This window comes from Streptomyces sp. NBC_00400, from assembly GCF_036048035.1.
Classification (GTDB): Bacteria; Actinomycetota; Actinomycetes; order Streptomycetales; family Streptomycetaceae; genus Streptomyces.
Genome location: NZ_CP107940.1, coordinates 5,384,138 through 5,407,092, shown reverse-complemented (window position 1 = coordinate 5,407,092; position 22,955 = coordinate 5,384,138). Strand labels below are relative to the sequence as shown.

The 22,955-nt window shown below is 74.8% G+C and carries 20 protein-coding genes and 1 tRNA gene; 14 read left to right on the top strand and 7 right to left on the bottom strand.

All coding sequences use genetic code 11. The annotated features are described in order from the left end of the window. Positions 1-52 precede the first annotated feature (52 nt). On the top strand, positions 53-619 hold the full coding sequence (locus OHS81_RS23725) for a hypothetical protein (RefSeq protein WP_328386677.1): 567 nt from the start codon (positions 53-55) through the stop codon (positions 617-619). A gap of 63 nt (positions 620-682) precedes the next feature. Here the strand turns inward: OHS81_RS23725 and OHS81_RS23720 are convergent, their stop codons facing one another. Together OHS81_RS23720 and OHS81_RS23715 are read right to left on the bottom strand one after the other, a co-directional pair. Next, complete coding sequence (locus OHS81_RS23720) at positions 683-1,543, bottom strand: spermidine synthase (protein ID WP_328386676.1); 861 nt, start codon at positions 1,541-1,543, stop codon at positions 683-685. Between the two features lie 188 nt (positions 1,544-1,731). After that, the gene (locus OHS81_RS23715) at positions 1,732-2,049 is read right to left on the bottom strand and encodes a chaplin (protein ID WP_328386675.1); all 318 of its coding nucleotides are present in this window, start codon (positions 2,047-2,049) and stop codon (positions 1,732-1,734) included. A 264-nt stretch (positions 2,050-2,313) separates the two neighbouring features. On the opposite strand from OHS81_RS23715, the gene OHS81_RS23710 reads away from it, so the two are divergent. From OHS81_RS23710 to OHS81_RS23690, 5 genes are all read left to right on the top strand, one after another. Further along, entirely contained in the window at positions 2,314-2,610 is a 297-nt protein-coding gene (locus tag OHS81_RS23710; protein WP_328386674.1) for a hypothetical protein, read from the top strand. 83 nt (positions 2,611-2,693) lie between these two features. Beyond that, the gene (locus OHS81_RS23705; RefSeq protein WP_328386673.1) at positions 2,694-3,881 is read left to right on the top strand and encodes a glycosyltransferase family 4 protein; all 1,188 of its coding nucleotides are present in this window, start codon (positions 2,694-2,696) and stop codon (positions 3,879-3,881) included. Next, on the top strand, positions 3,878-5,374 hold the full coding sequence (locus OHS81_RS23700) for a sugar transferase (protein ID WP_328386672.1): 1,497 nt from the start codon (positions 3,878-3,880) through the stop codon (positions 5,372-5,374). The genes OHS81_RS23705 and OHS81_RS23700 overlap by 4 nt, the downstream gene beginning before the upstream one ends. Positions 5,375-5,528: 154 nt before the next feature. Then, a complete protein-coding gene (locus OHS81_RS23695) occupies positions 5,529-6,851 on the top strand; it encodes a glycosyltransferase (RefSeq protein WP_328386671.1) in 1,323 nt (440 codons plus the stop codon). 101 nt (positions 6,852-6,952) lie between these two features. Further along, positions 6,953-8,209, top strand: a complete 1,257-nt coding sequence (locus tag OHS81_RS23690) for an NAD(P)-binding domain-containing protein (protein WP_328386670.1) — start codon at positions 6,953-6,955, stop codon at positions 8,207-8,209. Between the two features lie 24 nt (positions 8,210-8,233). Here the strand turns inward: OHS81_RS23690 and OHS81_RS23685 are convergent, their stop codons facing one another. Further along, a complete protein-coding gene (locus OHS81_RS23685) occupies positions 8,234-8,680 on the bottom strand; it encodes a hypothetical protein (protein WP_311626541.1) in 447 nt (148 codons plus the stop codon). A 245-nt stretch (positions 8,681-8,925) separates the two neighbouring features. On the opposite strand from OHS81_RS23685, the gene OHS81_RS23680 reads away from it, so the two are divergent. Continuing rightward, positions 8,926-10,377: a tetratricopeptide repeat protein gene (locus OHS81_RS23680; protein ID WP_328386669.1), complete on the top strand. Its 1,452-nt coding sequence runs from the start codon at positions 8,926-8,928 to the stop codon at positions 10,375-10,377. A gap of 107 nt (positions 10,378-10,484) precedes the next feature. Here the strand turns inward: OHS81_RS23680 and OHS81_RS23675 are convergent, their stop codons facing one another. Further along, positions 10,485-11,078 carry a histidine phosphatase family protein gene (locus OHS81_RS23675; protein ID WP_328386668.1) on the bottom strand — a complete coding sequence of 198 codons (594 nt, stop codon included), beginning with the start codon at positions 11,076-11,078 and terminating at the stop codon, positions 10,485-10,487. Positions 11,079-11,378: 300 nt separating this feature from the next. Between OHS81_RS23675 and OHS81_RS23670 the strand changes: the two genes are divergently transcribed. The 6 genes from OHS81_RS23670 to OHS81_RS23645 all read left to right on the top strand — a co-directional run bounded on the left by OHS81_RS23670 (position 11,379) and on the right by OHS81_RS23645 (position 17,185). Beyond that, complete coding sequence (locus OHS81_RS23670) at positions 11,379-12,707, top strand: hypothetical protein (protein WP_443058755.1); 1,329 nt, start codon at positions 11,379-11,381, stop codon at positions 12,705-12,707. Beyond that, complete coding sequence (locus OHS81_RS23665) at positions 12,698-14,257, top strand: hypothetical protein (protein WP_328386667.1); 1,560 nt, start codon at positions 12,698-12,700, stop codon at positions 14,255-14,257. Before OHS81_RS23670 ends, OHS81_RS23665 begins: the two co-directional genes overlap by 10 nt. A gap of 40 nt (positions 14,258-14,297) precedes the next feature. Continuing rightward, the gene (locus OHS81_RS23660; RefSeq protein WP_328386666.1) at positions 14,298-15,695 is read left to right on the top strand and encodes an AAA domain-containing protein; all 1,398 of its coding nucleotides are present in this window, start codon (positions 14,298-14,300) and stop codon (positions 15,693-15,695) included. Between the two features lie 151 nt (positions 15,696-15,846). Further along, a complete protein-coding gene (locus OHS81_RS23655) occupies positions 15,847-16,230 on the top strand; it encodes a hypothetical protein (protein ID WP_328386665.1) in 384 nt (127 codons plus the stop codon). Between the two features lie 186 nt (positions 16,231-16,416). Continuing rightward, positions 16,417-17,055 (top strand): bifunctional DNA primase/polymerase, encoded by a 639-nt coding sequence (locus tag OHS81_RS23650; protein ID WP_328386664.1) that lies wholly within the window; start codon positions 16,417-16,419, stop codon positions 17,053-17,055. A gap of 56 nt (positions 17,056-17,111) precedes the next feature. After that, a tRNA-Lys gene (locus OHS81_RS23645) sits at positions 17,112-17,185 on the top strand. A gap of 100 nt (positions 17,186-17,285) precedes the next feature. Here OHS81_RS23645 and OHS81_RS23640 read toward each other — a convergent pair. Next, positions 17,286-18,527: a M6 family metalloprotease domain-containing protein gene (locus OHS81_RS23640; protein WP_328391381.1), complete on the bottom strand. Its 1,242-nt coding sequence runs from the start codon at positions 18,525-18,527 to the stop codon at positions 17,286-17,288. A gap of 360 nt (positions 18,528-18,887) precedes the next feature. On the opposite strand from OHS81_RS23640, the gene OHS81_RS23635 reads away from it, so the two are divergent. After that, on the top strand, positions 18,888-20,702 hold the full coding sequence (locus OHS81_RS23635; protein WP_328386663.1) for a putative bifunctional diguanylate cyclase/phosphodiesterase: 1,815 nt from the start codon (positions 18,888-18,890) through the stop codon (positions 20,700-20,702). A 51-nt stretch (positions 20,703-20,753) separates the two neighbouring features. Here the strand turns inward: OHS81_RS23635 and OHS81_RS23630 are convergent, their stop codons facing one another. Both OHS81_RS23630 and OHS81_RS23625 read right to left on the bottom strand, forming a co-directional pair. Beyond that, positions 20,754-21,887 (bottom strand): LLM class flavin-dependent oxidoreductase, encoded by a 1,134-nt coding sequence (locus OHS81_RS23630; protein WP_328386662.1) that lies wholly within the window; start codon positions 21,885-21,887, stop codon positions 20,754-20,756. Positions 21,888-21,993: 106 nt separating this feature from the next. Next, complete coding sequence (locus OHS81_RS23625) at positions 21,994-22,719, bottom strand: maleate cis-trans isomerase family protein (protein WP_328386661.1); 726 nt, start codon at positions 22,717-22,719, stop codon at positions 21,994-21,996. Positions 22,720-22,955: the final 236 nt, after the last annotated feature.

The window sequence follows — 22,955 nt, the reverse complement described above, 5'->3', positions numbered from 1 at the left end:
GGCGTGCGGGACGGGCTGCAACCGGGCGGTCGGGTGGGGCAGTATGAACCGGATGCAACGAGGACTGGTTCATGCGGCGGCCTGGACGCTGGCGACCGGCGCCGCGGTCACCCTGTCGTGGTTCGGCGTGCACACCGTGCTGTCCGCCACGGCGTATGACGCACCGCGTGCACTGACGATCTCCGACCAGGTGCCCTCGCAGACGGGGAAGGACGACGTCGCACCGCGCGTCTCCTCCACCCACCGCCCCAAGCCGTCCCGTTCGCCCGCCCCCACCCCGGCGCCCGCCGACGGCACACCGTCCCGCCCGTCCGCCCCGTCCCACGGCGCCACCCCCCGGTCGGGCTACCCGGACGCCGCCTCACCGGGCGGCTCCGTACCGGACACCGACGGCCGGGTGCGGAGTTATTCCACGGCGGGCGGGCGGGTGGTCTTCGACATGGGCAGCCGGGCGGCCGAGTTGGTGTCGGCGACGCCGAACCCGGGCTGGGAGATGCAGGTGTGGAAGCAGGACGGGTGGATCCGGGTCGACTTCTCCGGCGGCAGTGGCCATACGTCCGTGTTCTGCACCTGGAACGGCCATCCGCCGACCGTGCAGACCACCGGGCCCACGGCTTAGCGGTCCACGGCCCGGCACCACCGCGCGGCGCTGCCGGGTGCCGGCCGGACGCCGCGGCCGGCCTCAGTCGAAGGCCGCGGCCGGCGGGGCGGGCGAGGCGAGGGCCGTGCCGTCGGTGACCGGTGCCGCGCCACCGGTGAAGTCCAGCAGCGCCCGGCCGTGTTCGACCCGGCCGGCCTGCGGATCGGTGGCCGCCCGCCGGGTCAGCTCGGCGACCGGCAGCGGCCCGTCGGCGGCCAGCAGGACCGCGTTGCCGAAGCGTTTGCCGCGCAGTACGGCCGGGTCGGCGGTCAGGCACAGCTCGGGGAAGACCGTATGGGCCGTGGCGATCTGGCCGCGCAGAAACCGCAGCGGCGGCCCGTCCGCGAGGTTCGCCGCGTAGAACCCGCCCGGCCGCAGCGCCCGGCGGATCTCCGTCAGGAATTCGGTGCTGGTCAGGTGCGCGGGCGTGCGCGCACCGCCGAACACATCGGCGATGATCAGGTCCGCCCAGCCGTCCGGGATCTTCGCCAGGCCGGCCCGGGCGTCACCGCCGCGCACCCGTATCCGCCAGCCGCTGTCCCACGGCAGCTGCCGGCGCACGAGGCCGACGAGCGGTGCGTCGATCTCCACCACCTGCTGGGTGGACCGCGGGCGGGTGGCCGCGACATAGCGGGCCAGGGTCAGTGCGCCGCCGCCGAGATGGACGGCGCGCAGCGGTTTGCCCGCGGGTCCGGCCAGGTCGGCGACGTGCCCGAGCCGCCGCTGATAGGAGAAGTCCAGGTATGCCGGGTCGTCGAGGTCCACATGCGACTGCGGGGCACCGTCGATCAGCAGCGTCCAGCCGCGCGTCCGGTCCCGGTCGGGCCGCAGCTCGGCAAGCCCGCCGTCCACCGTTTCGGTGACGGACTCCGGTCCGCCGCGCCCGCGTCTGCTCTTCGCCATGCCCTCCAGTATGGGCCCTGCCCCGGAGGCCGTATCCGCTGGTCAGCGAGGTGCTGCCGAGCGGTACGGCGGGGCGCCCGGCCGCATCGGGCAGAGTGGCGGACCACCCGCGACCGAGGCCGGGGTGATCCGCCAACTGCACATCACGACCCGTGCCGGCCCGACATGCCTGGCGGACCGGCGTGGGGTCACCGGTTGATGCAGATGTTCCCGAACGCCGGGTTCAGCAGCGAGAAGTGGCTGAGGCTGTTGCCGCAGATGTTGATCGGCATGTTGATCGGAACCTGGACATTGTTGCCACTGAGGATGCCCGGGGAGCCTGCGGCAAAGCCCGCCGCGTTGGCACCGGAGCGGTGGTTGTAGAGGGCACGGTGGTCGCTGCGGAAGTGGTTGTGACCACGACCGCCGTGGTGACCGTCCCCGCTGGCTGAGGCAATGCCTGCGCCACTCAGCACTACGGCGCAGCTGGCCGCACTCACCGCGGCGGCCTGGATAAAGCGCTTCATCCCATTCTCCTTTCAGTTCGCGAATGGGGCAACCGGTCACAACGAACGAAATGAGTCAAGGGTACGGGCGTTCCCCCGTCCGGGACGATATTAGCTCTTATGGCAGTACCTATTAGCCCGTCCGGAGGTAAGGCGCCCCCCGGCGAAGTCCGGTATTCCGTTCATCGGATTCCCCGAGGGGGTCCGGCGTGCCTGCCTCGGATTCCAGCATGATTTCTGTCAGAGTGCTCTGCAGTTTGACTGATTGAAGTCGGAGAGGAAGACATGCGGAAATCGATGGACCGCACCACGCGCGGCGTCGTATGCGCACCGGCCTCCGACCTGAGAAACCCGGCGGTCACCATGAATCCGGCGGTCACCATGAACCCGGCGGTCGCCGGATTCGGCCGGCAGGCGCGGCGGCTGCCCGCCTGCCGCAGCACTCCCGGATGTGATTCCGGCGAATTCGGCAGCAGGCCGGTGCTGCGGTCCGGCGGCTATCGGCGCACTCTCCGCTTCACCACCCGCAATCGGGGATATCTGTCCGGCGCGCGCTTCCTCCGGACCGATACCAGGCGCTGAGCGGCGTGCCCCGGCAATTCCCGTAGAGCGTCCGGAAATTCCCGTAGAGAGTTCTGTCAGCTCGGTCATCAGGGGAGCAGTGCGTGCTGCCGCAAGACCTGCAGTGCCAAGAGCGGCCAACGGTTCTCCATGTCTCCCGTCCCGTCGACGGCGGGGTCGCCCGGGTCGTCACCGACCTGGTGCGGTCCCAGGTGGCGGCGGGGCTGCGGGCCGTGGTCGCCGCACCGCCCGGTGGGGTGCTGCACCGGGACGCCGCCGCGGCGGGCGCCGAGGTGGTGTCGTGGCCGGCCCGCCGCGCCCCGGGCCCGGCACTCGCCGGGGAGAGGGGACGGCTGGCCCGGCTGATCCGGCGGCTCGGCCCGGACCTCGTCCATACGCACGGCGCCAAGGCCGGGCTCGCCGCCCGCCTGGCCGTCCGGGGCCGGATCCCGACGGTCCATCAGCCGCACACCTGGTCCTTCGAGTCGTCCGACGGGACGGCGTCGCGGCCGGCGCTCGGCTGTGAGCGGTACACCGCGCGCTGGGCGGACCGGGTGCTGTGTGCGAGCGAGGCGGAGCGGCTGCGGGGCGCCGAAGCGGGGGTGCCGGCCCGGTGGGCGGTGATCCGCAACGGGGTGGACCTGGACCGTTGTGCGCCCGCATACCGTGAGGACGCGGTGCGGCGTGCGCTGCGCCGGGACCTGCCCGCACTCGGCGATCTGCCGCCGGACGCACCGCTGGTGGTGTGCGTGGGGCGGCTGTGTCCGCGAAAGGGCCAGCTGTCGCTGTTGCGGGCCTGGCCCGCGGTCCGCGCCGTCGTCCCGGACGCCCGGCTGGTGCTGGTCGGCGACGGCCCGGACCGGGAGCTGCTGCATGCCGCCGCACCCCCCGGTGTCCGGTTCGCGGGCACGGCACGGGACGCCGTCCCCTGGTACCGGGCGGCGGATCTGGTCGTCCTCCCCTCCCACCGGGAAGGGATGGCGCTGGCCCCTCTGGAGGCGATGGCCTGCGGCCGCCCCGTGGTGGTCACCGATGTCGGCGCGGCCCGCGAGAGCCTGCCGCCCGGGTCCGCACCGCACTGTCTGGTGCCGGCCGCGGACCCGGCCGCCCTGGCACAGGCCGTATGCGGGCTGCTGACCCGCCCTCAGCTGCGCGCCGCGCTGGGCCTCCGGGCCCTGGAGCACATGCGGGCGGCGTACGACGTGCGGCACACCGCGGCGGCCGTCCTCGGGCTGTACCGCGAACTGCTCGGCGCGGCGTGCCCGGAGAGCAGGGAGCGGATCAGCCGATGACGACGGATCGCGCGGACGCCCCCCGTTCCGCCCGGGTCCTGCCCCCGTCGGCGGTGCCCCGGCCGGCGGCCGCCGCGGGCCGTCCGCCCCGCGGGCCGGTCCCGAAGACCCTGCCACCGCCCCGGCCCGGCCGCGGCCTGCGGCGGCGGACCGTCGCCTTGCTGCTGGCCGCCGACTGCCTGGCCACCGCGGGCGCCGCGCTGCCCGCCCTGGGCACCGCCGCGGCGCCGGCGGCGCTCACCGCCCTGGTGCCGGCCGCGCTGCTGCTCCACTGCCGGGCCGGTCTCTACCGTCCCGGCCCCGCCCCGAGCGCGCTGAACGACCTGCCGAGGCTGCTGGGCCGGGCCGCCGTCCTCTGGTGCGCGGCGGCCGCGGTGCTCGCCGCCGTCCACCCCGGGCGGGCGCTGCCACCGCTCGTGCTGTCGGGCGCGGTGGCGGCACACACCCTGCTGGCCTGCGGCGGCCGGGCCGCGGTCCACCGGGCGCGCCGCAACGCCGCCCGCCGCCGGCCGCGCGCGACCCTGATCGTGGGCATCGACCCGGCCGCCCGGCAGCTGGCCGCCGCGCTGGACGCCCACCCCGAGTACGGCATGCGCCCGGTGGGCCTGGTCCCGCCGGCCCCGCTGCTGCCCGGCGGGCCCGCCGCTCCCCCGGCCCGCGGGGGGCTGCCGCGGCTCACCTCCGTGCCGGAACTCGCCCGGGCCGTCATCCAGCACACCGTGCGGGACGTGGTGTTCACGCTGCCGCCGTACGGCGATCCGCACACCGCCGCGCTGCTGCACCGCTTCATCGACCAGGGCTCGGTGATCTGGCTGGCCGGTCCGGCGGCCGCCCGCGAGGGCCGCCCGCCGCATCCGGGCACCGACCAGCTGTGGGGCTTCGCCTGCCGCCGGCTGGACACCTCCCCGCCACGGCACGGCGGCCGGCGCAAGCGGGCCCTGGATCTCGCGCTGGCCACTCCGGCACTGGTGGCCGCGGCCCCGGTACTGCTGGGCTGTGCGCTCGCGGTACGGCTGGCCGACGGACCCGGCGTGCTGTGCCGGCAGGAACGGACCGGCCGGGACGGGCGCGGTTTCACCCTGCTGACGTTCCGCACCCTGCGCGGGTCGGCGGCGCACGAGAAGACGAGCCGGCCGGGCGGGGCGGGCGACGGCCGGATGAGCCGGGTCGGGCGGCTGCTGCGGCGCAGCAAGCTGGAGGGGCTGCCGCAGCTGTGGAACGTGCTGCGCGGCGATATGAGCCTGGTGGGCCCCCGACCGGAGCACCCCCTCGTCGTCCAGCAGTGCACCCAGGCCTGCCCGGAGTACGGCGCCCGGCACCGGATGCGGCCGGGCCTGACGGGACTCGCGCAGGTGCACGGGCTGCGCGGTGGCGCCTGCGCCGAGGACCGGGCCCGCTTCGACAACCTCTACACCGACAGCTGGTCGCCCTGGCAGGACATCCGGATCCTGCTGCGCACCGCGGCCTCGGCGGTGCGTCGGGAGCGCGGATGAGGGCGGGCGCGCCGGCCGGCGCCGCCGGTGCCCTGGCGATCGCGGCCGCACCGCAAAAAGGCGCCACACCACAAACACGCGCCGCACCCGCCGCACCCCGGTGTGCTGCCCCCTACGAGACCACCACCCCGGCCGCTACCCCAGGAGGCATCCGGTGAAGGTTCTGCACGTCATTACGGGCCTCGACGTGGGCGGCGCCGAGCAGCAGCTGCGGTTGCTGCTGCGCCGGCTGCCCGCGCACTGCGAGGTCGTCACCCTGACCCGTCCGGGCCCGGTCGCCGAGGGCATCGAGGCCGACGGCACCCCCGTCACCCACCTCGGAATGACCGGCAACCGGGATCTGACCGCCCTCCCCCGCCTCGCCGGACTGATCCGCGAGGGCGGCTACGACCTGGTGCACACCCACCTCTACCGGGCCTGCGTCTACGGCCGGATCGCCGCCCGGATGGCCGGCGTGCGGGCCGTGGTCGCCACCGAGCACTCGCTGGGCGACGCGGTCATCGAGGGCCGCCGGCTGACCCGGGGCGTCCGTACGCTCTACCGGGCCACCGAACGGCTGGGAACGGCGACGGTTGCCGTCTCGGACACCGTCGCCGCCCGGCTGCGCCGCTGGGGCGTACCGGAGCAGCGCATCCATGTGGTGCCGGGCGGCATCGAGGCGCACCGTTTCGCCTTCGATCCGGCGGCCCGGGCCCTGGTCCGCACCCGGCTGGGGCTGCCGCTGGACGCGTTCGTGGTCGGCGGCGCCGGCCGGCTGGTGCCCGGCAAGCGGTTCGATGTGCTGGTCCGGGCGGTGACCCAGCTGCCGGGCGTACACCTGCTGTTGGCGGGTGCGGGGCCGGAGCGGGAGACGCTGCGCCGGATGGCGGAGCAGTTCGGCTCGGGCGACCGGATCCATCTGCTGGGCGAGCGCGACGGGGCGCTCGACACCGCGTTCGACGGGCGGGGCACCGCCACGTGGGGAGCCCACGGCCAGGGAAGACCCCACGGCCAGTCAGCCCACGGCCAGGGAACCGAAGGCCCCGACATCCCCGGTCTGCTCTCGGCCATCGACGTCTTCGTCTCGCCCTCCCCGGACGAGGCATTCGGGCTGGCCGTCCTGGAAGCGCTCGGGTCCGGGCTGCAGGTGCTCTACGGCAGCTGCCCGGCGGTCGACGAACTGCCCGCCGACCAGGCCCCCGGCGCCCGCCGCTTCAGCCTCGGCGTCCACGAACTCGGCACCGCGCTGAGGGAGTTGAGACGCCACGGACCGGGCCGGCTGCCGGTTCCGCCGGTGGTGCGGCGCTACGACATCACCCGCAGCGCCGAGGCGCTGATGTCCGTGTACGAGCAGGCGGTGGCCGCCGCCCCGGCCCGGCGCCGGCGCCCCGCTGCGGTGCCTTTGCCGCAGGGCCGCTCGGCGGCGCTGTCCGCGGCGGCCGTCTCACTGCCGGATCCGTCCCGGTCGCCCGACCCGTCCCCGCTCTCGAACAGATAGGCACGTCCGGACCGGTCCCCCCTCCGCCCGGTGGTGTGCCGGCCCCGCCCCCGCGGTCGCTTCCGTCCGTACCGCACCAAGAGAAAGAGCAGGGAGCTTCCATGTACGACCTCGTGGTGGTGGGCGCCGGCCCCTACGGACTCTCGATCGCCGCACATGCGGCGGCGGCCGGGCTGCGGCTGCGGGTCCTGGGCCGGCCGATGGCCACGTGGCGCGACCACATGCCCGACGGCATGTTCCTCACCTCCGAGCCCTGGGCCTCCCCGCTCTCCGACCCGGACGGCAGCCACACCCCGGCCGCGTACGGCGCCGCCCACGACCTGGCCGCCGAGCACGGCGTCCCGCTGCCGCTCGACACCTTCACCGCATACGGCAGATGGTTCGGCGAACAGGCGGTACCGCAGATCGAGGAGGTCACCGTCACCTCCGTACGCCCGGACGGCGACGGCTTCCACGTCGACACGGACACCGGCGAGCGGATCGCGGCCCGGACCGTTGCGCTCGCCGTCGGTGTGATGCCGTTCGTCAACCGCCCCTGGCCCCTGCTCGAACTCCCCCCGCACCTCGCCTCGCACAGCAGTGACCACCGCGACCTGCGCCGCTTCTGTGGTCAGGACGTCACCGTGCTCGGCGCCGGCCAGTCCGCGCTGGAGACCGCGGCCCTGCTCGCCGAACAGGGCGCCCTGCCCCGCCTCGTGGCCCGCGCCGACCGGCTGCGCTGGAACTCCCCGCCGCCGCCGGCGCGCGGCCGGCTGCGTGCGCTGCGCGCCCCGCACTCCGCACTGGGCACCGGCTGGCCGAACCGGCTGTGGTCGCAGGCCCCCTGGGCGGTGCGCCGGCTGCCCGCCGCGACCCGGGTACGGATCGCCGAGACGGCGCCGGGCCCGGCCGGCGCCTGGTGGCTGCGGGAGCGCTTCGAGCAGGCGGTACCGGCCTTGCTGAACCACCGGATCCGGGCGGCGGCCGCTCACCACGACGGGGTGCGGCTCCACCTCACCCACGCGGAGGGCGGTACCGAGACCCTGGACACCCAGCACGTGGTGGCGGCCACCGGGTTCCTCCCCGACCTCGGGCGGCTGCGGCTGCTCGTCCCCTCCGTGCGCACCACGCTGCGGACGGTGGGCGGCAGCCGGGCGCCCGAACTGAGCTCCTGCTTCGAGTCGTCCTGGCCCGGGCTGTTCTTCGCGGGGCTGCTGACCGCCCCGTCGTTCGGCCCGTCGATGCGCTTCGTCCACGGCGCGGCCTTCACCGCGACGCGGCTGCTGCGCGGCGTACAGCGCCGGCTCGGCGACCGGCGCGGCGCGACCACCATCCCCCGCCCGGCGAGGGACAGCGCACCGGCCGTGCAGGAGACGTAAGGCGCGCACGCCCGGCGGCCGGTCTCACTGACAGCGGTCGACGGCCTCGATGGTGCGGGCCGCTTCGCCGAGTGCCGCACGCAGTACGGCCGGGTCGGTGGCCGCGGCGCCCGCACCCTCCGGGGACACCAGCCAGCCGCTGCCGGTGACCGGCGGGTGCGCCGCGGCCCCTTCCCCGCACAGCGCACCCAGCGCGATGCCCCTCCCGGAGGTCTGGGTACACGCGCTGCCCGGCACGTCCCAGCCCGCCGCGGTACCCGCGGGCACCAGAAAGCCGAGGGTGTCGCAGACCCCGTCGTGCAGGACCGGGCCGACACCGTCCCGCAGCCGGAGGATGTCCACGGCCTCCAGTCCCTGCCGGGCGGGCACCGTCACGAGGTCGCACGCCTGCGCCGGTACGGCCGGTGCCCCGTCTGCGACGGCCTGGCCCGCGGACCCGTTGCCGCCCCTGCTCACGCCGGTCTCCCACACGGAGAACCCCTCCTCCTGCACACACCCGACCCTTTACACCGACTTCAACGGTCAGGCGTGTCAACAGCTACGGCGGCGTAACGCTGCAAAGGATGGCAGTTCATGGCAGATCGCACGCGAGATATCCGATTTGTGGCCAAACTCTGCGTATCGGAGCCATCACAGCCGGTACGGTCAACCCGCCGCACCGCCAGGAGGCGGCATCGTCACCTGATGGCACGGAGAGGGCACGGAGAGGGTCCGCCATGGCGTCGCCACGAGCAAGTTCAGCGTCGTCCCGCACCGTACCCGCCCGCCCGAACCTCGCTTTCCGACAGCTGCGCGGCCGGCTGTCACCGGGCGAGTTCGCGGCGGCGGTCCGACGGTCCGCCCGTGAGATCGGTGAACAGGTCTCGTGCGACGCCCGCTATGTGGGCCGCGTCGAGTCCGGGGAGATCCGGTGTCCGAACTACGCCTACGAGCGGGTGTTCCGGCACATGTTCCCCGGGCTCACGCTGCCCGACATGGGCTTCGCGCCGCGCGAGGCGGTACGCGGACGGGGGGCGCGTACCGCGGCGGCCGGCGCCGCGCCCCTGGCAACCGACCCCGACCACCGCGATACCTGTATCCAGATCCACGAGGAGAGCGACGTGCTGCGTCGCGCGTTCATCACCGGCGGCCCGGCGGCAGCCCTGGGCTTTGCCGCACTGCACCCCATCGAGGCCGCTGCCGCCGCCGCATCCGCCCATGTGCCGGGCCCGCGCGCCGCGGCCGGCGGCCGCGCCGGTGCCGCCGAGGCCACCGCCGTCGAGGAGGCGGTCCGGCAGCTCCGGCTGCTGGACGACCGGCACGGCGCGGAGGGCATCTACCGCCGCGCCACCCAGCCGCTGCGCGCCGCCTACGAGTTGCTGGACGCGGGCGTACAGCGCCGCTCGGTGTCCGACCGGCTGCACGCCGGCGCCGGTGAACTCGCCATCACGGTCGGCTGGCTGGCGCATGACTCGGGCCGCTTCGGCGACGCCCGCTCGCACTACGCGGAGGCGCTGGCCACCGCCCGGGTCTGCGGCGATGCGGCCCTGGAGGCCCACGCCTTCTGCAATACGGCCTTCCTCGCCCGCGATGCCGGGCGTCCGCGCGAGGCGGTGCGCGCCGCGCAGGCGGCCCAGCAGGCCGCCAGGCATCTGGCCTCGCCGCGGCTGCTGTCGCTGCTGGCGCTGCGCGAGGCGGGCGGCTGGGCGGTGCTGGCGGACCGCTCCGGCTGCGAGCAGGCGCTGGCCCGGGCGGAGCGGCATTTCGCGGGCGGGCCGCGGGACGGCGACCCGGAGTGGATGTCGTTCTACGGCGAGGCCGAACTGGCGGGACTGGAGGCGCAGTGCTGGTCGGCCTTGGGTGAGGCGGGGCGTGCGGTGGAGCATGCGCGCCGGGCGGTGGCGCTGCAGAACCCTCACTTCACCCGCAATATCGCCCTGTTCACCGCGGAGCTCGCGGGCAATCTCGCGGACAGCGGGCAGCCCGAGGAGGCCGCCGCGGCCGGGGGCCGGGTGCTGACGCTGCTGGAGCAGGTCCGCTCGGCCCGTATCCGGGCGATGCTCGACGGCACGGCCCGGACGCTGCGGGCGCACCGCAACTGCGGCGCGGTCGCCGGCTTCCTGGAGCGGCACGCGGCATCGGCCGTATCGGAGGAGGACGGGACACCGGGGCCGGCCTCGGACGGCTGAGGGCTGCGGGCTGAGGGCTGACCGTTGACGGCTGGCGGCTGGCGGCTGAGGGCGCCGGGCCATGCAGCTCCCCCCGCGCCCTCCCCCGGCGGCTTCCGCCGCGCCCCTCAGCCGAGGTGTCCGGTGTCGTTCCAGCGCTCGATCGCCGGTTCGCCGTAGGCCCAGCCGAGCACCGACAGGGAGGTCGGCTCCAGCCGGATCCGGGCGGCGAAGGAGATGTCCAGGCCCAGCCAGCGGGCGCCGAGGGCACGCAGGATGTGGCCGTGCGCGAAGACCAGCACATCGCGGCCGGCCGACCGCGCCCAGTCGACGACCTCGTCCGCCCGCGCGGCGACCTCGGCGAGCGTCTCGCCCTCCGGCACACCGTCGCGCCAGATCAGCCACTCCGGCCGCCCCGACTTGATCTCGGCCGGCGTCAGGCCCTCGTACGCGCCGTAGTCGAACTCCATCAGCGCGTCCCAGTGCTGCGCCCGGTCGCCGAAACCGGCCAGCTCGCAGGTCTCCTCGGCGCGCACCAGAGGGCTGGTGCGGACCTCGACGCCCGGCAGGCCCTCCCAGGGGGCGCGGTGCAGCCGCTCGCCCAGCAGCTTGGCGCCGCGCCGGCCCTCGTCCAGCAGCGGGACGTCCGTGCGGCCGGTGTGCCTGCCGGACAGGGACCACTCGGTCTGCCCGTGCCTGGCCAGGAAAATGCGCGGTGCCATGGTCGTACCTCTCGCCGGGTTCCCGGCTGGTCGTTCTCGGTGCGGGCGGCGTTGACCGCGGGCTTTCCATCATCGCGCATCGGGTCGATTTGTCCCCGGCCGGGGCGGCCGCCCTGCCCCTGACCGGCGGCGGGGTCCCGCTCCCTGCCGGGAGTGCGGTCCGGGAGCGGGGGGCCGAGGTCTGCCCACGGGTCTGCCCGGGACGTGCCCGGGGCCGGCCGGCCAGCGAGGCCGTACGGCGTACGGGCGGCTGCCGGGAGCGGTCTCCGCCGACGGCCGGTCCGTGGGCGGTCCCCCCGCATGTCAGTGCCGGATGCGAGACTTCCGCGGGTGAACGTTTTCCGCGACAGCCGCCCCGCGCCGGCCGCCCCCTCGGGCGAGCCGCCGACGGCGGCACCGAGCCGGCCGCCGGAGGCAGCTCCCCGCGTGGGCCGGGCCAGGCTCACCGAGCTGCGCGGCCCCGGCGTGCACCCCCGCCCCCTCGACGCCCGCGCACTGGCCGCGCTGGCCGCCAACCCCGGCTGCCACCGCCGTGCGCTGCTGGACGGCGCGGGCATCGACAAGGGCGCGCTGGCCCGGGCCCTGGGCTCGCCCGCCGCGTACGGCCAGTCCCAGTTCGCCCTCGTCCGCGGCACTGCCTTCGAGGCCCGGGTGAAGGCCGACGGCGGCACGGAACTGCTGCGGCTGGTCCACGAGCGGCTGGCGCCCGGCACCCCCGCGCCCGTGCCCGAGGAGGTCGCCGCCCCGGAGCTGTCCGCGGCCGGGCCCGCGGGCCGGGCGGCGCGCACGGCGCTCGCGCTGCGCGACGCGACCGCGGCCGGCGGCTGGGCGCTGCTCGACCACCCGATGCTGGCCGTCGAGGTGGCCGGCTCGCCCGCCTATGTGGAGCCGGACGCGGTGGTGGTGCATCCGGACGGCAGCTGGACGGTCGTCGAGATCAAGTCCTTCCCGATGATCGACGGTTCGGCGGACGCCGCCAAGGTGGGCGCCGCGGCACGGCAGGCGGCGGTGTACGTCCTGGCCCTGGAGCCGGTGGCCCGGCACGCCGGTGCCCGCACCGGCCGCACGGTCCGGGTCCGCGACCGGGTGCTGCTGGTGTGCCCGAAGGACTTCTCCAACCTCCCCACGGCCGCCGCCGTCGACGTCCGCAGGCAACTGGCCACCACCCGGCGGCAGCTGGCCCGCCTGACCCGGGTCGAGGAGATCGCCGCCGATCTGCCCGCACGGACCACCTTCGACCTGCGGCTCGCGGACGACGGGAAGACGGCGACCCGCCCGCCCGAGGAGCTGGCCGAGGCCGTCGAGGCGGTCGGCGCGGCCTACGCCCCCGAGTGCCTGGCCGCCTGCGAGCTGGCCTTCCACTGCCGTACGCGTGCCCGTCAGGACGGCGCGGTGGAGGCGCTGGGGCGCGGCGTACGGGGCGAGTTGGGCGGCCTGCGCACCATCGAGGAGGTGCTGACGGCGGCCGGCCCGGACGGGACGGACCCCGCGGACCCGGGCGAAGGGGAGGGACCGGGCGAAGCGGACCCGGCCGTGGTGGCGCTGCGCCGGGCCGCCGCGCTGCGCGCCGAGGCGCTGGCCGGCGCCGTCGTGCCGGCGCCGCGGACGGAGGAACCGGGATGTCGCTGATCGAGACGCTGGCCCGGATGGAGGCGGTCGCCGCGGGCCGGGCGCAGCCGCGCTGCACGGCCCTGCACCGCCATCTGTCCGGGCGCCCTTTGGTCTTCGTCCCGCTGACGACCGCGGGCGAGGCCGGCGCCCCGCTGGGCGCGCTGGTCGGCACGGACCGCGAGAAGCCGGTGCTGCTGGCCGTTCCGCAGCCGCGCGACCGCGATCTGCGGTTCGCGTTCCTCGCCGAGCTGGCGGAGACGGTGCTGCCGTATGTGGACGGCTACGCGGACGCCATCGGGTGGGAGGAGCGCAAGGAGACCGATCCGGAGACCGGCAAGAAGGTCCCGGTGCAGGTCGAACTGTGTGCGGACGCACCGCAGTTGATCGTGCCGAGCGCCGCGGGGATCGAATTCGTCCGGCTGCTGGGACGCTCGATGCGGTTCCGGCGCACGGCCGAGCAGGAGCCGGAGGCGCCGTACCCCGCGCCGCCGCACGTCCCGCTGCTGGGCCGCTGGCTGACCCATTTCGGCGAGCGGGCGCGGGTCCCGGGCGCGAGCCTGCTGCTGTCCATGACGGGCCTGCTGACCCGCCACTGGGCGACCGGCCAGAGCGTGCTGGAGGACCAGCACCTGGGTGCGCTGCTCTCCTGGATCGACCCGCCGCCGGGGATGTCGGGCCGGGAGGCGGCCGAGCGTGCGGAGTCGGCGCGCGACGCGGCGGGACAGCTGCTGTGCCCGCCGGCCGGCCCGGCCACCGACCCGGCGTTCGACAACCGGCTGCTGGCTCCCGCGATGGCCCGTTACGACGCCGGGCTGCCGGGCGCCGAGGACGCCCTCCGCGCCCTGGTCGAGGGGCAGTTGCGGCCGGCCTGGGACGCCGTCTGGCACGGTCTCGACCTGCTGCGGGCGCTCCCCGAGGGCGCCCGGGTCGCCGACCGCTGGAAGCGCGACCGCTGGTCGTACACGGCGCACCGCGACCGGGTGCGCGCCGGGGAGCCCCCGCAGCCCCGACAGGACGACGCGGTCACCGCCGCACAGAAACTGTCCGCGCGGGAGACCGCCCAGGCGCAACTGGACGCCCAGGAGGCCCTGGACGATCCGCTGGTGATGGCGGGGCGGCGGCTGGCCGGCGAGGCGTTCCAGGGCACGGTCACCGCCGTCGAAATGGCCTTCTCCGAGGGCAAGCGGCCGATGCCGCGCCCGCTGGTGACGCTGTGGACGGCCGACCGCCCGCAGCTGTCCGAGGGGGGCAAGCTCTACCGCCCCCTGGCGGACGGCAGGACGCAGACCGCGGAATGCGTCGCGCCCGCGGCCGGGGAGCCGGGCGCCCTGGTGGTGCGGCTGACGGGCGGGATGGGGCGCGGGAAGACCCCCGAGCCCGGTTCGGTGCCGGAGCCGGACGACACGGTGTGCTGGACACTGTTCGAACACGCCCCGCGCGGCGGCCCGGAGCTCCCGGACCCCGAGGACACGCCGTGGACCCACGGCGGCCCTCCGCCCGGGCCCGCCGGCCCCGCGCAGGCGCCGTACGACGCCCCCGACCCCGTGACCACGGAGGACTTCCTGTGAACCGCCCCCGGCACCCGGCCGCCCCGGAGAGCATTGCCGTATGACGGCCCCTCAGGACTCCCCCGCGCCCGCGCCCGCCGCCGCCGCCAAGAGCTTCGATCCGGCCGCGGCGGCCGCCGCGGCCACCGAAGCGATCCTGCACGACACGCTGCACGGCTCCCGGCGCGGTGTGGTCGTCGACTCCCCGCCCGGCGCCGGCAAGTCCACCCTCGTGGTGCGGGCGGCCCGCGAACTGGCCGCCGCCGGACGCCCGCTGATGGTGGTCGCGCAGACCAACGCCCAGGTCGACGACCTCGTGCTGCGGCTCGCCGAGAAGGACCCCGACCTGCCGGTCGGCCGGCTGCACAGCAGCGAGCCCGGCGCGTTCGACCCGGCACTGGCCGCACTGCCCGCGGTCCGTACGTCCGCGAAGGCCGCCGATCTCGCCGGGATGGACATCGTCGTGTCGACGGCCGCGAAATGGGCCTACACCAAGGTCGACGAACCCTGGCGGCACGCCATCGTGGACGAGGCCTACCAGATGCGCTCCGACGCGCTGCTGAGCGTCGCCGGGCTCTTCGAACGGGCGCTGTTCGTCGGCGACCCCGGCCAGCTGGACCCGTTCAGCGTGGTCGGCGCGGAGCAGTGGGCGGGGCTGGCGTACGACCCGTCCGCGAGCGCGGTGTCCACCCTTCTGGCCCACAACCCCGATCTGCCGCAGCACCGGCTGCCGGTCTCCTGGCGGCTGCCCGCCTCGGCCGCGCCGCTGGTCTCCGCCGCGTTCTACCCGTACACCCCGTTCCGCAGCGGCACCGGCCACGGCGACCGCCGGCTGGCGTTCGGGGTGCCGGGCGACGGCTCGGGGGTGGACCGGGTCCTGGACGAGGCCGCGGAGTCGGGCTGGGGCCTGCTGGAACTCCCCGCCCGCCGTACGCCGCGTACGGACCCGGAGGCGGTCCGCGCGGTGGCCCAGGTCGTGCGCCGGCTCCTGGACCGCGGCGGCGCCGCGACCAGCGAGGCCCGGCGGGACCCGGACGGCGGGGCCGCCGTCCCGGTGCCGCTCACGGCGGCCCGGATCGCGGTCGGCACGGCCCATCGCGACCAGGCGGCGGCCGTCCGCGCCGCGCTCGCCGAACTGGGGGTTTCGGGGGTCGCGGTGGACACCGCCAACCGTCTCCAGGGCCGCGAGTTCGATGTGACGGTCGTCCTGCATCCGCTCTCCGGCCGCCCCGACGCCACCGCGTTCCATCTGGAGACCGGCCGGCTGTGCGTGCTGGCCTCCCGGCACCGGCACGCCTGCATCGTGGTCTGCCGGGCGGGCGTCGCCGATCTGCTGGACGAGCACCCCTCGACCGAGCCGGTGCGCCTCGGCGTCACGGTCAAGTTCCCGGACGGCTGGGAGGCCAACCACGCCGTCCTCGCCCACCTGGCGGAACACCGGGTGGCGTGGCGTCCTTGAGGAGGCCGTGACGTCCGCAGGGGGCGTGGCGTGCCGAGAGGCGTGGCGTCCCCTCGCCGGCCGTGGAACGGAGACGGCGGCGGACACCCGCGCCTGCCCCCTTGCGCGGGGCGGGACAATGGAATGCGGCACACGATCTGGAGGTAGGTACATGTCCGAGCCGCGACCGGCTCCCGACCCGCGTGGTACGGCCCCGGGACCACGGCGGATGAAGCCCGCGCAGCTGCTCTTCGAGCCGCCCGAGGCCGTCACCGACCCCGAGCACTTCTTCGGCCTGGAGTCGATGGAGGACCCGCGCGAGCTGCTGGGCCGCGCCACGGAGCTGGCTCTCGCCTTCCGCGCCGCGGCCGACCGCGCCACGGAGTTCCAGGCGCTGGCCGCCGCCCAGCTCGCCGACCCCAGCCGGTTCGACCGGATGCCGCTGGCCACGCTCGCCGAGCAGGCGGAGTGGACCGAGGACTACGCACAGAAAATGATCGAGTTCGGCCGCAGCCTGATGCGCAGCAGCAGCACCCTGCCGGGCGAGACGGACTGAGCACCCCGGCCCGTCGGCCGCCCCGGGAGCAACTTCCGCACCACCCGCCTCACTACGGCTCATGGTCCATGATCATGAGCCGCTGGCATATGCAAGAGGCGCAAGATACCGGCTCCCGCGGCGCCCCGTCCCGTTTTCCACCAATCAGCTCAGTGGGCGCCCGCCGCATCGGTAGACCTGTCCCCCATGACCGACTGGCTGCCTGAGACCCCCCGCACCCTGGCCTTTCCCACCGCGGCGTACGTCACCCTCGCGGGCGCCGACTGGCTCGCCTCCGCCAGCCCCCGTCCGGACGAGATGCACACCCTGTGGGCCACCCGCCCGGCCGCCCCCAGCGCACTGCCGTGCGGCACCGCTTTCGACGTGATCAACGCCCCGGCACTCTTCGGGCGCCGCATGGTCGACCGGTTGTGGTCCGACGGCCCCGGCTCGGGTCCGGTGGCGGCACACCGCGGCCGCATCCTGCTGTTCGCCGCCCCGGGGACGGCCCAGCGGCTGCCGGCGCTGCTCGTCTGGGAGGAGTGGGCCGCCGCCGTCCCCCCGCTGCTGTGCCACGGCAGCGGCGATGCGGTGACCGTCCCGCCCCTGCACCCCCGCCGGACAGCCGCCGGGGCCGTGCCCGCCGACGCCACCCCTTTCCCGGCCGCCGGGGACGTGGCCGGCCCGTCCGTCTCCCGCTGGCTGGTGGCGCCGGACGTCCGCAATCCCTGGCTGCCCGGTCCGGACGTGCTGCTGTGGGCCTGTGTGCGCGCCGCCCGTTCCCTGGCCGGCCCCGGGCGGGGAACCACAGCTCAGGACCGCATTCCGGCGCTGACCGCGGGCTGAGACAAACCGATTTTTGCCCTCCCCGACCATGATGCTAATGTTTTCCCCGTCAGCAGGCGCCGCTAGCTCAGTTGGTTAGAGCAGCTGACTCTTAATCAGCGGGTCCGGGGTTCGAGTCCCTGGCGGCGCACAGACAGTCGAAGGCCTCCACTCCGGTGGGGGCCTTCGTCGTATACCGCCCGGCTCGCTCCCCGCCGGCCGTATGCCTCACCCCGGTCCGCCGGCGGGCGTCAGCCGCGCCCGACCTTGACCGCCCAGTCCCCGTCGGTCGTCCGCCCCGCGACCTGGATGCGCACGCCGTCCCGGACATCGTCCATGCTCTCCCCCACGCCCAGCGGTGCGTCCGCGAGCGGCGGATAGACGGAGGTGCCCCCGCAGGCCGAGGTGCCCGGGTGCCCGTCGAGGACCTGCACGGGCCCCGATCCGGAAGGGGTCTCGCTCCGCACGCGGTAGACCAGGACACCTTCGGTGCACAGGGAGCGGTCGTTGCCCATGGCACCGCGTGCCTCGATGGCCAGTGCGCTGTCGGGCCCCGTACGGACCACCAGGAGCCGCGGCCGGCGCTGGGCCCTGGGCTCCTCGGGGGCGGACAGCGTACGCAGCGAGTGCGGGGCGGGGCTGGTCAGGTCGACGCAGTCGACCTGGCTGTCGGCGATCCAGCCCAGCTTCCACTTGTGCCAGGCGAAGGGGTCGGGCGCCAGACCGAACTGGCTGCCCATGAGATCCCAGTCACCGACGTAGGTGTCCCAGTCACCCTTGCCGCTCTGCGGCCGGTGATAGAGGTCCGGCAGGTCGAAGACGTGCCCGGTTTCGTGCGCGAGGACATTGCGGTCCGGCGGGCTCTGCTCGAAGACGGTGACGAACCGGCGCAGATCGCGGTCGTCGGCGTGCATCGGCTGTGCGAGGTTGACGACCTTGGTGGCGTCCGAGTCGACGCCGGGGGCGTCCGGGTCGGCGACGAAATAGACCACGTCGTAGCGGCCGAAGTCCACGGAAGGGTCGGCGGCGGCGACCGCGTCGCGCAGATAGTCGGAGCGCCGGCCGGCGTCCCAGTCGCGCCGTATCCCGTAGGAGACGGACGGGCGGGGCATCCGGACCCAGTGGCGCTGGATGTGCGGACGCAGCCGGAACTTCCCGTACGAGGCGCGGTCGAAGAAGCCGGAGGTGGCGGGGAAGTAGGCGCGGGAGAGCTCCTGCGGGGCGGCGGACGGCCGGGCATCCGGGAAGGAAAGGAAGATCATGACGGCGTTGAGCGGACGGTCCGGGCGCGGGTAGGCGCCGTTCCAGGTGTCCAGGCCCTCGGAGTGGTGCGCGTCGGTGCGCCCCAGGGCACAGGAGAGGGCGGCCTCGGAGGCGGTGGCGGGTCCGGCGACGATGGAGGTCGCGATGAGCGCGCTCAGCGAGGTGACGACGGCCGCGACGCGCCGCAGACGGCGGCGATCCACCCCGTCGGGTGTCCGGGCGCGCGGCACATCTACCTCCAGGGACGGATTCGGAGACCTCATCTACCCTGTGGCGATTTAATGCTATTCGTCCTGTTTTGCGGACCCGGAAGAGTGACCGGCGCGCCTCCCTCGCTTCGTAACGGAAAGTCACAAACAGCCAATGGGGCATTCGGCACGAACAGACCCGGGCAGAAATGGCCGAAGATCCGTCATGCGAGCGGATGATCACGGCTGCGTCGCTGGATCGGCCGTTGCGCCAGCCTCTATGATCGCCACACTTTCCAGCGCGAGATCCCCCCTCCATCACGAGACAGCGCCATGCGGGAGCGAGCAGTGAGCGGACACCCCGACAGTCCGGGCCGCACGCCCGGAGCGACGCTCCCCTCAGTGACGGAGCGTAATGGTACGACCAATGCATCCGCCGGTGCCCGGCGCACCCCCGCCGGCCGCTGCGACGACACCGCGGCCTCGCTCGGCGACTACCGCGCCACCTTCCATGCCGCGCGGCTGGCGATGGCCGTCCTCAACCGCGACGGCCTGGTCCTCGCGGCCAACGCCGCCTTCGGGGAACTGGTCGGCGCCGACCCGGCCGAGCTGGTCGCCGCCACCGCGGCGGACCTCACCGACCTCGGCGCCGACCCGCTGGTGTGGACCGCCTACCGCGAGGTGCTGTGCGGCCGCAGCGACCGGATGCGCTGCACCCGCCGCCTCAAACACCCCGAGGGGCACTCCGTCTGGGTGGAGGTGATCGTCGAGCCGCTGACGCCGGAACCGCTCAGCGGCGAGGAGCGGATGCTGCTGTCGGTGGCGGACATCAGCGACCGGCACGATCTGCTGGCCCGGCTGCGGCATCTGCAGATGCACGATCCGGTGACCCGGCTCCCCAACCGGGCGCTGTTCTTCGAGCGGCTTTCCGCCGCGCTGGAGACCGCCTCCTTCGCCCCGTCCGGCACCGGACGGATCGGGCTGTGCTACCTCGACCTGGACGGCTTCAAGGCCGTCAACGACACCCTCGGGCACCGCGTCGGCGACCGGCTGCTGAGCGCGGTGGCCCAGCGGCTGACGCGCATCGCGGAGAGCGCGGCGGACCGCGGGCCGGGCCGGACGGGGCACCTCGTCGCGCGACTGGGCGGTGACGAGTTCGCTCTTTTGGTGGAGGACTCCACCGGCACCGAACAGCTGGCCGAGCTGGCCCAGTGCGTCCTGGACGCGCTGCAGCGCCCCTTCGACCTGGCCGGGCAGCGGCTGTCGGTGTCGGCGAGCATCGGCGTCGTGGAGCGGGCCGCAGGCGGCACCACCGCGACCGGCCTGATGCAGGCCGCGGACACCACGCTGTACTGGGCCAAGGAGGACGGCAAGGCCCGCTGGACGCTCTTCGACCCGGAGCGCAATGCCCACCGGATGACCCGGCAGGCGCTCTCCAGCACCCTCCGCCCTGCCGTGGACCGCGGCGAATTCACCCTGGAGTACCAGCCGCTGGTCGGGCTGGACGACGGCCGGGCACAGGGGGTGGAGGCGCTGGTGCGCTGGCGGCACCCGCAGTTCGGGACGCTGTCGCCGAATCGGTTCATCGCCCTGGCGGAGGAGAACGGCGCGATCGTCGAGCTGGGCCGCTGGGTCCTGGAGCGGGCCTGCCACCAGGCACGGGCCTGGCAGCTGGCGCACCCCGGCCAGCCGCTGTTCGTCAGCGTCAATGTGGCCGTACGTCAGGTGTGGGACTCCGACCTGGTCGCGGATGTCGCCGGGATCCTCGCCGAGACCGGGCTGCCGCCGCGGCTGCTGCAGCTGGAGCTGACCGAGTCGGCCGTGATGGGCTCGGCCGGCCGGCCGCTGCAGGCCCTCCAGGCGCTCAGCGACATGGGCGTACGGATCGCCATCGACGACTTCGGCACCGGCTACTCCAACCTCGCCTACCTCAGCCGCCTCCCGGTGTCCGTACTGAAGCTGGACGGCTCCTTCGTCCGCGGCTTCCGCTCGCAGGAGCACCCCAACCCGGCGGACGAGATGATCGTGGAGGCGCTGGTGGCGCTGGCGCACCGGCTCGGCCTCACGGTCACCGCCGAGTGCGTGGAGAGCGCCGAGCAGGCCGATCGGCTCCGCCGGATCGGCTGCGACACCGGGCAGGGCTGGCTCTACTCCCGCCCCGTGGCCCCCGACCAGGTCGAGGCCCTGCTCGACGCGGGCCGGCACACGGGTATCTGAGGGCCCGCGCGGAGGCGGACGGGTCTCGCCGGCGCGGCCGGAACCGGCGCCCTACCCCGGGAGCCCGTACGCGTCCGCGATCAGCTCGTACGAGCGCAGCCGGGCCGGGCCGCCGTGGGCATTGGCGGTGATCATCAGTTCGTCGGCGCCGGTGCGCTCGGCGAGATCGTCCAGGCCCTGGCGGACGGCGTCCGGAGTGCCGTGGATGACATTGCCGAGCCAGGTGTCGACGAAGTCCCGCTCCGTGGCGCTGAAGCCGTACGCCTCGGCCTCCTCGGGGCTGGGGACCAGGCCGGGGCGGCCGGTGCGCAGCCGGACCATGGACAGTGCGCCGGTCAGCACCTGGCGGCGGGCCTCCCGCTCCTCCTCGGCGGCGAGCGCCGCGACCCCGATCAGGGTGTACGGCTCGGACAGCACCTCGGAGGGGCGGAAAGAGGCGCGGTAGAGGTCCAGCGCGGGAAGGGTGTTGGCCGCGGAGAAGTGGTGCGCGAAGGCGAACGGCAGGCCCAGGGAGCCGGCGAGCCGCGCGCTGAAGCCGGAGGAGCCCAGCAGCCACAGGGGCGGCCGGTGCCGGGACTGGACGCCGCCGGGCGAGGTGGCCTGCACCGGTCCTGGGACCGCGTGGATCCTGGCGTAGGGGTGGCCGTCGGGGAAGGAGTCGTCGAGGAAGCGGGTCAACTCGGCCAGCTGCTGGGGGAAGTCGTCCGCCCCCTCATGCAGGCGCTCCGTCCTCCGCAGCGCCGCGGCGGTGGCTCCGTCGGTGCCTGGCGCGCGGCCCAGGCCCAGATCGATACGGCCGGGGGCCATCGCCTCCAGGGTGCCGAACTGCTCGGCGATCACCAGCGGGGCGTGGTTGGGGAGCATGACGCCGCCCGAGCCGAGACGGATGCGCTCGGTGTGGGCGGCGAGGTGGGCGAGCAGCACCGCGGGTGAGGACGAGGCGACGCCGGGCATGGAGTGGTGCTCGGCGACCCAGTAGCGGTGAAAGCCGCGGCGTTCGGCCGTACGGGCGATGCCGACGGCCGTACGGACCGCGTCGGCAGCGGTGTGCCCGGCGCCGACCGTCACCAGGTCGAGCACCGAGAGGGGAACCGGTGCGGTGCCCGGTGCCGCGCCCCGTATGCCGTCGCCGCTTTCGCGGATCGCCTCGTCGCTGCCCCGGGCCTTGTCTCGCTCGCCGCTCACGGTGCGGGTCCTCCTCGCGTCGGTGGTCTGCGAGGAGGACAACCGGAGTCGTTCTCCACTTATTCCCGGGTCGGTTCCCGGGCCTGGGGCGGTTCCCGTTCCCGGGTCAGACGTGCGCCGTCCGCGAGAAGAGGGTGCCCAGCACCGGGCAGGCCACCGTGCGGTCGAGCAGCCGCAGCCCTTCCCAGACCGTCACCTGATTGGCGGTGAGCACCGGCTTGCGCAGCTCCGCTTCGAGGGCCGGCAGATGTTCGGCGGTGTGCAGTGCCGTGTCCGGCAGCAGCACCACCTCGGCGTCGGGATGGTCGCCCGCCCGCGCGAGCGCCAGCACCTCCTCGCTGCCCCAGGTGCCGACCTCGGCGGCGGTGATGATGCCGCTCCCGCGGGTCGAGACGACCTCCGTACCGGCGGACTTCAAGAACGCGTGGAAGCGCTCGGCCACGTCGTCGGGGTAGGTGGCGGCGATCGCCACCCGCCGGGCCCCGAGCGCCTGGACGGCATGGGCGAAGGCGAAGGAGGTACTGGAGGCGGGCAGGCCGGCGGTGACGGACAGCTCCCGGACCTGAACGCGCGCGCCCTCCCAGCCGAAGACGAAGCTCGCGCTCGTACAGGCCCAGACGACCGCCTCGGCGCCGCGCTCCTTGAGCTCGTCGACGCCGGCCGCCAGCCGCCCGGCGGAGCCCATCTCCAGCAGCGCGTCGACCCGGTGGGCGTCCTCGCCGATGTCGGTGTGGACGAGCGGCAGACGGACCACGCCGCCCAGGAGCGATTCGAGCCGGGGGTAGTCATCCTCCGCGGAGTAGCCGGGGTAGAGGAAGCCGACCGATGCCATGCAGTTCTCCCTTGCGTGTACGGCTGCGGGTGCAGGGGCGTTCGTGGAGACGGGTGGTTCGTGGAGACGGGTGGTTCGTGGAGACGGGTGGTTCGTGGAGACGGGTGGTTCGTGGAGACGGGTGGTTCGTGGAGACCGGCGCATTCGTCCATGCGGGTGCATTCGTCGACGCGGGTGTCTTCACGGGATGGTGCATCGAGGTGCGGAGGGGCGCTGCCGGCGGGCGGGACCACACC

What these genes read in the sequence shown, in the direction of transcription:
- OHS81_RS23675 (WP_328386668.1), bottom strand. Translation starts at nt 11,078, where the DNA reads ATGGCACCGCGCATTTTCCTGGCCAGGCACGGGCAGACCGAGTGGTCC.
- OHS81_RS23710 (WP_328386674.1), top strand. Translation starts at nt 2,314, where the DNA reads ATGCGGAAATCGATGGACCGCACCACGCGCGGCGTCGTATGCGCACCG.
- OHS81_RS23625 (WP_328386661.1), bottom strand. Translation starts at nt 22,719, where the DNA reads ATGGCATCGGTCGGCTTCCTCTACCCCGGCTACTCCGCGGAGGATGAC.
- OHS81_RS23715 (WP_328386675.1), bottom strand. Translation starts at nt 2,049, where the DNA reads ATGAAGCGCTTTATCCAGGCCGCCGCGGTGAGTGCGGCCAGCTGCGCC.
- OHS81_RS23700 (WP_328386672.1), top strand. Translation starts at nt 3,878, where the DNA reads ATGACGACGGATCGCGCGGACGCCCCCCGTTCCGCCCGGGTCCTGCCC.
- OHS81_RS23670 (WP_443058755.1), top strand. Translation starts at nt 11,379, where the DNA reads ATGTCAGTGCCGGATGCGAGACTTCCGCGGGTGAACGTTTTCCGCGAC.
- OHS81_RS23690 (WP_328386670.1), top strand. Translation starts at nt 6,953, where the DNA reads ATGTACGACCTCGTGGTGGTGGGCGCCGGCCCCTACGGACTCTCGATC.
- OHS81_RS23660 (WP_328386666.1), top strand. Translation starts at nt 14,298, where the DNA reads ATGACGGCCCCTCAGGACTCCCCCGCGCCCGCGCCCGCCGCCGCCGCC.
- OHS81_RS23665 (WP_328386667.1), top strand. Translation starts at nt 12,698, where the DNA reads ATGTCGCTGATCGAGACGCTGGCCCGGATGGAGGCGGTCGCCGCGGGC.
- OHS81_RS23680 (WP_328386669.1), top strand. Translation starts at nt 8,926, where the DNA reads ATGGCGTCGCCACGAGCAAGTTCAGCGTCGTCCCGCACCGTACCCGCC.
- OHS81_RS23655 (WP_328386665.1), top strand. Translation starts at nt 15,847, where the DNA reads ATGTCCGAGCCGCGACCGGCTCCCGACCCGCGTGGTACGGCCCCGGGA.
- OHS81_RS23650 (WP_328386664.1), top strand. Translation starts at nt 16,417, where the DNA reads ATGACCGACTGGCTGCCTGAGACCCCCCGCACCCTGGCCTTTCCCACC.
- OHS81_RS23720 (WP_328386676.1), bottom strand. Translation starts at nt 1,543, where the DNA reads ATGGCGAAGAGCAGACGCGGGCGCGGCGGACCGGAGTCCGTCACCGAA.
- OHS81_RS23725 (WP_328386677.1), top strand. Translation starts at nt 53, where the DNA reads ATGCAACGAGGACTGGTTCATGCGGCGGCCTGGACGCTGGCGACCGGC.